This window comes from Pseudarthrobacter sp. S9 (assembly GCF_050156545.1).
Taxonomy (GTDB): domain Bacteria; phylum Actinomycetota; class Actinomycetes; order Actinomycetales; family Micrococcaceae; genus Arthrobacter.
This window is the reverse complement of record NZ_CP189577.1, coordinates 209,028-220,889: the sequence shown is the minus strand read 5'-3', so window position 1 is coordinate 220,889 and position 11,862 is coordinate 209,028. Positions and strand designations below refer to the sequence as shown.

General features: G+C 65.0%; 9 protein-coding genes and 1 pseudogene. 3 read left to right on the top strand and 7 right to left on the bottom strand.

What is annotated here, in order from left to right; translation table 11 throughout:
• Positions 1–181: 181 nt before the first annotated feature.
• The 5 genes from hxlA to ACQCSY_RS23050 form a co-directional block, all read right to left on the bottom strand.
• Complete coding sequence (gene hxlA / locus ACQCSY_RS23070; RefSeq protein WP_427136075.1) at positions 182–805, bottom strand: 3-hexulose-6-phosphate synthase; 624 nt, start codon at positions 803–805, stop codon at positions 182–184.
• A gap of 76 nt (positions 806–881) precedes the next feature.
• The gene (gene hxlB, locus ACQCSY_RS23065; protein WP_427136073.1) at positions 882–1,460 is read right to left on the bottom strand and encodes a 6-phospho-3-hexuloisomerase; all 579 of its coding nucleotides are present in this window, start codon (positions 1,458–1,460) and stop codon (positions 882–884) included.
• 118 nt (positions 1,461–1,578) lie between these two features.
• On the bottom strand, positions 1,579–2,121 hold the full coding sequence (locus ACQCSY_RS23060; protein ID WP_427136072.1) for a hypothetical protein: 543 nt from the start codon (positions 2,119–2,121) through the stop codon (positions 1,579–1,581).
• A gap of 700 nt (positions 2,122–2,821) precedes the next feature.
• Positions 2,822–3,571, bottom strand: a complete 750-nt coding sequence (locus ACQCSY_RS23055; RefSeq protein WP_427136070.1) for a hypothetical protein — start codon at positions 3,569–3,571, stop codon at positions 2,822–2,824.
• Positions 3,572–3,672: 101 nt separating this feature from the next.
• Entirely contained in the window at positions 3,673–4,053 is a 381-nt protein-coding gene (locus ACQCSY_RS23050; protein ID WP_427136068.1) for a cupin domain-containing protein, read from the bottom strand.
• A 601-nt stretch (positions 4,054–4,654) separates the two neighbouring features.
• Here ACQCSY_RS23050 and fbaA point away from each other — a divergent pair.
• From fbaA to ACQCSY_RS23035, 3 genes and pseudogenes are all read left to right on the top strand, one after another.
• Positions 4,655–5,391, top strand: a pseudogene (fbaA, locus tag ACQCSY_RS23045) (class II fructose-bisphosphate aldolase); the annotation flags it as partial.
• A gap of 194 nt (positions 5,392–5,585) precedes the next feature.
• Positions 5,586–6,575, top strand: a complete 990-nt coding sequence (locus tag ACQCSY_RS23040) for an HAD-IIA family hydrolase (RefSeq protein ID WP_427136610.1) — start codon at positions 5,586–5,588, stop codon at positions 6,573–6,575.
• Positions 6,576–7,505: 930 nt separating this feature from the next.
• Complete coding sequence (locus ACQCSY_RS23035; protein ID WP_427136609.1) at positions 7,506–7,628, top strand: hypothetical protein; 123 nt, start codon at positions 7,506–7,508, stop codon at positions 7,626–7,628.
• 170 nt (positions 7,629–7,798) lie between these two features.
• Here ACQCSY_RS23035 and pyk read toward each other — a convergent pair whose 3' ends face one another.
• Together pyk and tpiA are read right to left on the bottom strand one after the other, a co-directional pair.
• A complete protein-coding gene (gene pyk, locus ACQCSY_RS23030; protein ID WP_427136608.1) occupies positions 7,799–9,316 on the bottom strand; it encodes a pyruvate kinase in 1,518 nt (505 codons plus the stop codon).
• Between the two features lie 464 nt (positions 9,317–9,780).
• Positions 9,781–10,605 carry a triose-phosphate isomerase gene (gene tpiA, locus ACQCSY_RS23025; protein WP_427136607.1) on the bottom strand — a complete coding sequence of 275 codons (825 nt, stop codon included), beginning with the start codon at positions 10,603–10,605 and terminating at the stop codon, positions 9,781–9,783.
• Positions 10,606–11,862 lie beyond the last annotated feature (1,257 nt).

The window sequence follows — 11,862 nt, the reverse complement described above, 5'->3', positions numbered from 1 at the left end:
CATATCAGCCTGCGCGACGCCTCGACGTTCGGCGGCGTCGAATTTGGTGGGGCACGCAGTGACTGCAATACCTGACAGCTACGATGCCGGGTGCATGGGGCCGCTGCTCGTTGGGCGTGGATGCGGCGGCCCGCGCCGTTGTCAGGTGCGGGACGCCGCGGTCATTGGGGCGGCCGGAGGGTTAGTTGATGGCGTTGCGGAGTTGCTTGGCGGCCAGGGCGGGGTCGGCTGCGCTGTAGATGCCGCCGCCGACGACGGCGACGTCGGCGCCGGCCTGCTGGACAGCTTCGATGGTGGCGAGCTTCACGCCGCCGGCGACGGAGAACGGGACGCGTGCTTCTGCTCCGGCGCTCAGGAGTCCGGTCAGGTCGAAGCCGGGCTTGGCCTGTTCGTCCAGGCCGGCGTGCATCTCGACGAACTTCGCACCCAGGGCGCGGGCTTCCTTGGCGCGGGTGACCTTGTCTGCGACACCGATGAGGTCCACGACGATGCCCTTGTTGTGGGCCTTGGCTGCCTTGACGGCGCCGGCGATGGTGGAGTCGTCCGCGGTGCCGAGCACGGTGACCAGGTCGGCGCCGGCCTTGAAGGCGATGTCGGCTTCGAGTTCGCCGGCGTCCATGGTCTTCATGTCGGCGAAGACGATCTTGTCCGGGTGGGCGTTCTTGACGGCGGTGACGGCGGAGAGCCCTTCGGCCTTGATCAGCGGGGTGCCGAGTTCGATGATGTCGACGTATTCGGCGACCTGGCCGGCCAGTTCGAGGGCGGCTTCGGTGGTCAGAACGTCCATAGCAACTTGGAGCTTCATGATGTTTCTACTTTCTGTAAGGAACTGCGGTTCTCTGCAGGTAACTGCGGTGGGTGTGGAAAAAGAGGGGCCCCGGTTATTCGAGGTTGGCGTGCCGGAGCCAGAGCTCTTCGGCGGGCACATCGGTGTTGTCCCACAGGGACTGGAAGAGGGCCTCGGTGGCGAGGAAAAGCACCTGTTCGAACAGGGACCCGGAGTACTGGCGCGAGACGCTGGAGCCGTGGTCGGTCTTCTGCGCGGCGGGAATGGTCACCAGGGCGTCGGCGAGCCCGGCGAGCGGGGAATCCGGGTTGGTGGTGAACGCGGCGATCCGCGCCCCGGCCTTCGCCGCCGTTTCCGCTGACTTGACCACCCCCGAGGTCGTCCCCGATCCGGAGGCCACCAGGAGCAGGTCCCCGGAAGCGATTGCGGGCGTGGTGGTGTCACCGGCGATGTGGACATTCAGGCCCAGGTGCATCAGCCTCATCGCCGCCATCCGCAACACCAGCCCGCTCCGGCCCGCGCCGGCAACAAACACCCGGCCCGGCTGGGTGAGGTGACGGGCCAGGCCGGCCAGCTCCTGTTCGTCGATTCCAGCGGCCGTGACCGCAATCTCGTCCTGGACAAGAGAGAGATTGGGGGTGACGGTATACGCGCCGGTTGCTGCTGGACTCACGATGTGTCCCTTTCGATTCGGTCATTGGGCCTGTAGCGGGCCGGACGAGGCTTTCTGGTTGATATCCATAATCCCGAAGCAAACGGGCAGGGGTAACACTGTTTTCTGACGGTTCTGACTACACTTTCGGATAGTCAGCGCGGACTATTCCCGATAGCCTGTACCGATGAGCCCGGGGTATCAGGCATAAGGGCCAGCTCGTGTTGGTCCTGGCCCTGCCATCGGCCGCCGCTGAAGAAAAACGGACCCGCAACGGCGAGCCCTGCCGATTGCCACGCCAGGGTGGCGACGGAAAACCGGGCCGCGAGCACGCCCGCGTACGCCGCCACCGCGGCCAGCGCCCGGCCGGCCGGTGCCGGGGTCGGGCAGGCCAGAGTCCGGCCGCGTCGGCGCCGTCACGGTGGGAAAGGGCGGTGAACACTTCGGTGATCGGGCCGGCGGAAGCGGCGAATGCGCGCAGCCAGCCGCGCACCGTGGACGCCGCCCGGCCCAGCAGGGCCGCGATCACCCGGTGCCCGTGGCCGGTGGCAGCCTTGGCCTCGATGGCGGAGGCGATCACCGCGGCCGTATCGGCCCGGCGCGCAGCCAGGCCCGCTTCGAGCAGCACATGCGTCCCCGCGCCCAGCCCCACGGACGCAGCACCCCCTCGCAACCAGGACACGCCAGGCGCCCGCCGGCCAGATCCGACTCGACAGAGACACCCTCATGATTTACCGTGAGCATCAGCGCGGCCTTTACGCGTCGGAACGGCCAGCGTGGTGCTTCGAAACTCTCATGCCGGCCGTTCGTCTTATCCGGTCATCGTCAGCCTGACGCCGCCCACGACACTAAATCAAGACCCCACAGCAAAAACCAGCGTCGTCAGCGGCAAAGACACCCCCACCGCCAAACACTGCGACGCGTAACACGTGTGCAGCGAGCAGCCGGTCGGGCGGGCAGCGGGTCGACCATATTAAACACGCTGCTGGTCGGTGCGCCGAAGGCACCTGCCTGACGCCAGCTCATCGCTCGCACCCCCATCTTTCGAGTGTCACGCCCGGGGGAACGTTGCTGTTCAGGCGCGCTTCATAGCGTCCCGGGGCGAGCCGCGTCACCGAGATGCCGACCTGTTCAGTTATCGCCGCCGGTTTCAGGCGATCCACCGCTTCATTCAGGGCGGCGTCTAATTCCCTTCGGGTTTTTACGGCTACGACGAGACAACGGTTTGCTGTGTGCATGGTGATGAAGTCCTTACTCTCAGGGGGGATCTGTACTTTGGACACACCAGATGCCCTTGGCGTGGAAGGGAGATGTGCTGGCCACTGGCATGGTCAACAGGAGTCTGGATCGAGGCGGCCGGCGGCCCCGGGGGAACTAGGGGATCAGGTTTCCAGCAGAAGAAGGGGCCGGGCCCCGGGGCGCTTCAGAACGGTGCGGCTTACTTCCGACAGTCCAATGATGGTGGCTTCCACGTCCCCGGGGCCGCTGGATCCACGCGAGTGCGGCCAGGTCGTCGGACCTTTGAGCCGGGTCATTCGCTGATGTCTCCAGGAGAGCCGCCCTGCGGTTGATCTTGACGGAAAGCCCGCGTCGAGCTCGGCCGCGCCAAAGGCTTCTGAGTGCAGCAGGCCCTCCGGCCAGCCAAGATCCCGAGCCTGCCCGAGGACTGAATCCATGAAGGCATCCGGCCCGCAGACATAGAGGTGGGTTCCGAGTTTCTGGGTGGTGGGCTTTTCCGTCAGAACCTTCTGGAATCTGCCGCGATCACTGCATTCGGTCAGGGCCGGTCCCAGCCGTTCCCTGGCTTCCGCCGCGCGTGCCCCTTCCCCGGGCCGGTGGACGTAGATCAGGGACGGTGGGGTGCCCCGTTCGGCGGCGTACCGGGCGCGCGACAGCCCCGGGGTGATCCCGGTTCCTGCCGCAACAGGCAGTTGATGAGTGGCTGTTGCGGCCGGGGCGAAGGCACTGCGGGGACGCGAAACCTGGACCCGGTCACCGATGGCGAGCCGATGCATGGCCAGGGGGCCGCTGGCGCCGTCTTCGATTTGGAGGACCGAGATGGTGTATCCGGAAGGGGCGCTACCTGAACCGGTGAGCGAATAGGCGTTGGCGTCCCTTCCGTAGTGGACCACAAGGTGGCTCTCCGGGACACAGGAAGGCAGCGGTTCCCCCGACCTGGTTTGCAGCCGGTGCCTGCTGCCGGCGGCGTGGACGGGGAACCCATGGAGTGTCCCTAGGGTGCGAAGGTGCGGTCGCCGGCGAAGAACCCCAGGGCGTACTCGGGGGTCTCGAACTTGACGGTGGTGCCCTTGGGGAAGAACAGCACATCGCGTTCCTTGGCGTGCGTCACTTCTCCCGTCGTCTGGTCAGTGAGGATGAATTCACCCTTGATGACGACCTTCATTTCGTCGTAGGTGTACGTGTACACCAGCGGATCTGAAGCCTTCAGCTCGAAGAATCCGGCGCACATGACCGAGCCCTCGGGGTTGTGGAGGGAATCGCCGATCGCAGCGACCGTCCCCGGCTCGTTCATCGACGGCAGCCCGATATAGCCGTTTTCTACCTTGTGGATGGATCCGGCCTTGCTCAGTGTTCCTACGAGGGTGGTTTCCATGGTCTCTCCTGTGAATAGTGGTGTGAAAGATTTGTCAGAACTGTTCATCTTTGTCAGAACTGTTCATCTTTGGTGCATAGGGGACTGCGCTGACGATCACCTCAGAAACCCCGGTTGGGGCTCCGGAAGGGATCGTCTGCAAACCGGCATCCTCTAACTGTCAGAGGCCCAGCCGAGCTCTGTTCTGAGCCCTGCCGGCGTGATGACAGTCACGTACGTTCGTTCCAGAAACTTTGACATGAACAGAGGTTCAAGTCAATCGTTCAAGTTGAAGATGTAGAACCTTTTTTATGGCCCATGCGAGGGTCTTAAGGAAGGCTCTCGCGTTTGGTGAGGCCGGGGCGCAGGTCTACAGGCGGCTCGGCTCGGCCAATAGCCCAGGAAGTCCACAACCGGATGTACGCCCCTGACTGCCGGCCACAGCCGTCAGGCCCGCCGCCTTCCAATCCAAACGAGCACTCCTGGGACATGGAACCTGAGAGGACGAAGGGCGCCTTCCCGTGGGCCTCGCTTTCCTGGAGCTCCTCGGCCGCCCTGGCAAGAGTCTCTCCTCAGGGCAGGACTCCCAGAGTTGTTTGGCGCGGTTGGTGACTACAGCGACCTGAACATCGCGCTGCATACCGATCACTGCCCGAAGGACAAGCTCGACGATTTCGTGCTGCCACTGCTCGTCCGAGGACGCTGTGAAGAACGGCCGTGACCCGATCTTCAACTCTCATATGTGGGATATTTCGGCTGCGACCCTTGAGGAGAACCTGCGGATCGCGCAGGAGATTCTGCCTCGCGCGGCTGCGGCGAAGATCATCCTGGAGGTAGAGATCGGCATCGGCGGTGAGGAGGATGGCGTCGAGAATGCCACCAATGACAAGCTCTACACCACGGTTGAGGACGCCCTGGCGACCATCGACGCCCTCGGCGCCGGCGAGAATGGCCGCTACACCTGACGGCGTTGACCTTCGGTAATTGCACGGTGTCTATAAACCCGGCGGTCCTGACATCCTCAAGGACATCCAGGAGCAGGTGGGTCAGAAGACCGGTAAGGATAAACCGTTGACTGATGTTCCACGGTGGATCCGGTTCTTCCGATTAGGAGATCGCTGACGCGGTGTCCTACGGTGTCATCAAGATGAACATCGACATAGACACCCAGTACGCGTTCGCGCGTCCGATCGTTGATCAAATGTTCAGGAACTACGACGGCGTCCTGAAGGTCGACGGGGAGATCGGTAAAAAGAAGACCCACGACCCCCGCGTCTGGGGGCCTCAGCCGAGGCAGGCCTCGCGGCCCGCCTCGTCGAAGCTGCCGTGTCGCTCGGCTCAGCCGGAAGGAAGCTCTAACCATGTCCGACCAGCTCCGGAAGAACCTGCTGGACCCCGAGCCCACCCTCCTGCCCGACGAGTTCGAGCCAGGCAAACCGAAGCGTCAAAAAATAGCGCCAGGGGTTGAGCCGTCTCCTGCTGACTCCGGCGAGGGCGCGACCCCCACACGAGAGCGCAAGCCGGCCAGCAAGACCAGCGAGGGTGCGGTATCGATGACCAGGCGGCTAATTGACGGCTTTGACGGAGTGCTCGCGGACCTCGACGGCGTCGTGTATACCGGACCGAGGGCGATCGACGGCGCCACCGACGCACTCGATAAGCTCGCAGGAGAGGGCAAGAGCCTGGCCTATGTGACAAACAACGCGTCTCGCTCACCCGAGGAGGTTGCCACCCATCTCCGGGAATTAGGAGCACCTGCCACCGCTGAGCAAGTGTTCGGATCCGCGCTGGCCGGTGCAGAGCTGCTGGCTGGCGAGGTGGCCGCAGGCGCGGCTGTGCTCGTCGTCGGCAGTCAGATCCTCGCAGACTCCGTCAGGGCGCAAGGACTCGTCGTCGTGCCCACCTCGGATGATCGGCCAGACGCTGTCATTCAGGGGTTTTCCCCGGCCCTCGGCTGGAAGGATCTGGCAGAGGCCGCCTACGCGATCACAGCGGGCGCCATCTGGGTAGCGACGAACATGGACATGACCCTTCCTCAGGAGCGGGGGTTCGCTCCCGGCAACGGGTCACTGGTGGCAGCGGTTGCCGCTGCCACCGGCAAGTGGCCCCTGGTGGCAGGAAAACCAGAAGCAGCCCTCTTCGAGACGGCCGCGCGCCACTCCGGCGTTGAGCGCGCCCTCGTCGTCGGCGACCGACTGGACACCGACATCCTGGGTGGAAATCGCGCAGGCATGGCCACGGTCCTCGTCCTCACGGGCGTGGACTCGGTCCAAACGGCCCTGGCGGCACGCTTGGACGAGCGTCCGAACTACTTGATCCGTTCCCTGGGCGAACTTTACGAGGAGTACCCGGCGATCACGGCCGACGACGGAGCCTACTTCTGTGGCGCCGCAGTGGCCCGGGTGTCGGGATCGACGGTGGGCATCAGCGGCCGTGAAGACGACCTTAACAGCTGGCGCGCTGCCTGTGCCGCCTGGTGGGCATCTTACCCGGACATGACACCCGCCGCTGCGCCGGAGATCGTGTTCGCGACGGCTGGATAGGGACCGACAGGTCATCCGGTCATCAGGAAGGAACCGCCGGGGGATGATACGCCCGTCCCACTCCGGCACGAGCACCTGCTGCTCTCCCCGCCGCGTCAGTAGGTCGGAACCGGGTGAACGCGCTCCGCAGTACCGGGGCGGCCGATACCATGGCCGGCCGGCCCAGTGGACTCATCACATTACCTTGAGGTCGCGGTTCGTCGACTAAGCGATCAGTGGCGGACGACCCGGCGGTTACCGGGCAGACACGTGAAAAAGGCAGGTTGCTCGATGGGCGCAAATGGGACTACGAGCCATTGGCCGCCGTAAAATTCCACGTACGAATCCGAGGGGCATCCTGCGAAGGCTTCTTCTCGTGTCATATCGATCTGTCTTTCTTGCTAAGTAGTGAAGTTGATCACTTGACCGACTTCACGGAGTTTCTTTCTGTCGGAACTGCGGGGGTGTGTATCCATCGTCCTGTCATTTGCGGGTAGGGGAAACGCTAATTCGGGATGGTTTAAACTACCCTTTGGGGTGGGCCGTGCCTGGGTCTTCCCGTACGGGGGCTAAATGAACGACCCCACAGCATTCGTTTTCCCCTGCAAAGGTGACCGAGCCCGGGCGGCCGTGGCCGCTCCTTCGTTCCAGCGCCCGGATCGCGGACGCACAGGGTGGCCGCAGAAAAAGGCAGGCGGTGAATGTTAGCTGCGACTTTAAACTGACCGTAGACGGCATTTTGGATTGACCGTTCGGGCGAGTTCTAGCGATGGTGTGCACCACCCCGAACAATCGGGAGTCGCAACACCCATGGAGTTACCATCAAGAAATAGTCCTTCCTTAAGGAAAAAATCACCTTCACCGGAGGAATCGGCGCCTCTGGCCGGAGCAGCCAGCAAGCGTCTGCAGCAATCCCATACCCGTGCCCAACGACAGGATTTCCTTTCCGCCGTGGCGCGCCTGGGAACTGTCGCCGCGGCGGCCAAGGAACCCGGCATCAACAGGAGTACCTGCCAGAAGTGGGCGAAACGCCCGCGCGGGCTGCCGGCCGGCGGCAGCGCCTGGTTCCTTTAGCCGATGACGGGTTGCCGCAGGGGGCTTGCTCCAAAGTGGCGTCCGCCGGGATGAGCCGGGGCACAAAACGATAAGAGGAGGGTCCCCGCTGCTGGAATTCCAGCAGCGGGGACCCTCCCCTTATTCGGCGTGAAACCAGGCGTGAAGCCGGGCAGGAAGCCCTGGGCGGGTCAGGCCTCGGCGGGCCGGGGCGCGGCCTGGTTCCTTTTCTTTTCTTCCGGCCAGGGGCCAATCTTGTCCCTGGCCACCGGAACCCCGCCGAGGCTGCCGGCGTCGGCCAGGTCGCCGACCTTGTGGACCTTGAGCATGTTCGTGGAACCGGCCTTCCCGGGAGGGGAACCGGCGGCGATGACCACCAGGTCGCCGTCGTCCACCACCTTCAGTTCCAGCAGGCTGCGGTCAACCTGGGCGGTCATCTCGTCGGTGTGGCCCACCATGGGGACCAGGACCGGCTGGATGCCCCAGGTCAGGGCGAGCTGGTTCCAGACGTGCTCCACCGGGGTGAAGGCGAATACCGGCCGGACCGGACGCAGGCGCGAGAGGCGCCGGGCGGAGTCACCGGACTGGGTGAATGTACAGATGTACTTCGCCTCCAGCTGGTCGGCGATTTCGACGGCGGCACGGGTGATGGCGCCGCCGCGGGTCTTGGGCCTGGTCCCCAGCGGCGGGACGCGCTCCAGGCCGTGGACCTCGGTGGACTCGATGATCCGGGCCATGGTCTTGACCGTCTCGATCGGGTACTTGCCCACACTGGTCTCGCCGGAGAGCATGACCGCGTCGGCCCCGTCGAGCACGGCGTTGGCGCAGTCGGAGGCCTCGGCCCGCGTCGGGCGCGGGTTGTCGATCATGGACTCGAGCACCTGGGTGGCCACGATGACCGGCTTGGCCCAGCGGCGTGCCAGCTCGATGGCGCGCTTCTGCACGATCGGCACTTCCTCCAGGGGAAGTTCCACGCCGAGGTCGCCACGGGCCACCATGATGGCGTCGAAGGCGTCGATGATCTCGTGCAGCTGCTCCACGGCCTGCGGCTTTTCGATCTTGGCGATCACCGGCACGCGGCGGCCTTCTTCGTCCATGATCTCGTGGACGCGCTTGATGTCCGCGGCATCGCGGACGAAGGACAAGGCCACCATGTCCACGCCGCGGCGCATGGCCCAGCGCAGATCGTCCTCGTCCTTTACGCTCAACGCCGGAACGTTGACGGCGACGCCGGGCAGGTTGATGCCCTTGTTGTTGGAGACCATGCCGCCGACCGTCACCCGGGTGACAACCTTGACGTCGTCGACCTCAAGGGCGCGCAGGGCGACCTTGCCGTCGTCGATGAGCAGGGCATCGCCCGGATTGACGTCCTCGGTGAGGCTCTTCAGCGTCGTGGAGCAGATGTCCTTGGTCCCCGGAACGTCTTCGGTGGTGATGGTGAAGATGTCGCCGGCGGCCAGGAGGTGGGGACCGTCAACGAAGCGGCCGAGGCGGATCTTGGGCCCTTGCAGATCGGCCATGATGGCGACGGCCTTGCCGAGCTGTCCTGCCGCCTTACGGACGTTTTCGTACGTGCTGTCATGCACGGTGTAGTCGCCGTGGCTCATGTTCATGCGGGCCACGTCGACGCCGGCTTCCAGCACCGCGAGGGTGTTGTCAAAGCTTGCGATTGCCGGTCCGAAAGTGGCCACTATCTTAGCGCGTCTCATATACCTGCCCTTGTCTTTCTCTTGCATGGTTGGGGTTATAGCCGGAGCAGGCGAGGCGCCGCCACGAAGGGTTCGGCTCTCGTACCTGGCGGGTGGGGCGGATCTGGCGGGTGCCGTTAGCTGGTCCGTTCCGCCTGTTAGGACAGGCCGGTCTCCAGTTCGTCGAGGGTCGGCGGATTGGCGCCCCGGCGCCGCACGGGGAGGGCGGCGGCCATGGAGGCCGCTCCGGAACGGCGACGCGAGGCCGTCGGTGAGAAGTCCCATCAGGGCTGCGATGTACTTGGTCCGCCATCGCGGTATCTGGTCCGTCTTTCAACCGAGGCCTTGGAGACAGCTGGGCAGCATGCACTTTCGACAACCACACCCGGGGCTTTGCATGTCTTGATTCTCTGTGTCTGACCGGGAAGCCCTATCAGGCGTGCCGGATCAAGTTAGGAGACAAACCCGACACGACTCGCGATAGATCACACAGGTCCCCCGGATGGCGTCTGGCCCTCGAAAGCGGCAATGCCAGCGAATTCGGTGGCGTCCAGGCTCGCGCCGCCTACCAAGGCGCCGTCGACGTCGGCTTCTTTCAAAATGGCAGCGGCATTGCTGGCTTTGACGGAGCCGCCGTACAGGAGCCGGGCCTTGACGGCTATGGTGGTGCCGAAGATCGTGGACAGTTCGGCACGGATTGCCGCGCACATCTCCTGCGCCTCTTCCGGACCTGCCACTTCCCCGGTTCCGATCGCCCACACGGGCTCATACGCAACCACCAGGCCGGCAGCCTGTTCAGGGGTGAGTCCTGCAACGTTGGCGCGCAGCTGCGTCAGGGTGTGCTCGATGTGGGCTCCGGCCTGGCGGATATCCAGGCCTTCTCCTACGCAAAGGACGGGGGTGAGTCCGTGGCGGTAGGCGGCCTTGACCTTGGCGTTCAGGACGTCGTCTGTTTCGTAGTGGATGGTCCGGCGTTCGCTGTGCCCCACGAGCACATAGGTGCATCCGAGGCTGGCCAGGAACTGAGCGCTGATATCGCCGGTGTAGGCACCGGAATCGAACGGGGAAAGGTCCTGGCCGCCGTAGTTCACGTCAAGGCCGCCGCTTTGGACGAGGGACTGGATGGCGCCGAGGGCGGTGAAGGCAGGGAAGACTGTGACCTCCACGCGGCTGGGATCATGCTTTATCTCGGACAGGGTCCGGGCCAGTTCGGACAGGAGGGCCGGGCCTTGGACGTGGTCCAGGTTCATTTTCCAGTTGCCGGCGATCAGGGGCGTGCGGTCGGTGGCGGCATCCGTGGGCGGGGTCATGTTTGTCTCCAATGTGTCTGTATTAATACGGGGTAATACGGGCGGCATTAATACGGGGTAATACGGGCGGCATTAATACGGGGTAATACGGGCGGCAGGGCCTGCCCCTGCCGGTGCAGCGCTGGCGGGCAGCGGTGTGAAGGTCTCTGATCGCCGGGGTGCCTCCGGCCGGTCGGGCCGTGCTCCCCGATGCAGGATTCCTGCGGGACCCCCGGCTGCCGACAGCACCCTAAGAGGGGACCTGCCACGCTGTGCCCGGGCGCCACACGTTCACCCCATCCTTCACCGCCTGGTGCCGCACGGGACGTGGCCGGACAGCTGCCGGGAGAAACTGCAAGAGTACGACGGCGGCGGGGACCGCCCGGAACCGCAGGGCCAGTGTCCACCCTCCGCGGCCGTAGAGACCGGGCAGGTGAAGCCCGCACCGGGTGGTGCTGAGGCGCAGACGGTGCGGGAATCCGCGTTTGACCAAGCCCGCAGGAGCACGTTGCAATGGCGGCCCCGCGTGCCCTGCCGTCAGCAGGACCATTGCGCCGTGGAGGACCCGCTCGGCCCCGAACCGGCGGACCAGGAGTGGTGCCGGCGGCGCGAACAGGCCCACCAGGGGCACCGGGACGGTTGTGAGCACCACAACCGCCGACCCGGGCAGTCCCGCCTGCGAGGTGAGCTCGGGAAGCACCGCGGAGAAGCTGGAAAAAACCGACTGCAGGTTCAGGCCGATCAGGACGAGGCGCAGACCCAGATAAACGAGGGCCCCGCCGGCTCCCTACCAGTGGGGGTTCCGGTGCCGGCAGCTCATCAACCCCGGCGCCCACCAGGGTGCCAGGGTCTTTGAGCCCCGCGGCGTACTGGCTCTTTCCGGCCCCGGCGCCCGTCACGTGCCCTTCCGCCCTGCAGCACGAGCACCTGCTGGTCTCCCCGCTGCGTCAGCAGGCCCGAACCCGGTGGACGCGCTCCGCAGTACCGGAGCGAGCGATACCCTGCCCGGATGTCCCGGGGGGCTCCTCACGTTACCTCGAGGCCGCGGTTCCTCGACTAGGCGGTCAATGGCGGGCGACCCGGCCGTTGCCGGGCAGACACGTGAAAAAGGCAGGCTGCTGGACGGGCGCAAACGGGACTACGAGCCATTGGCCGCCATAGAATTCCACGTACGAATCCGGGGGGCATCCTGCGTAGGCTTCTTCTCGTGTCATATCGATCTGTCTTTCTCGCTAGGGACCAGCCGAGCTCCGCTCCGAGCTCTACTGCTGTGATGCC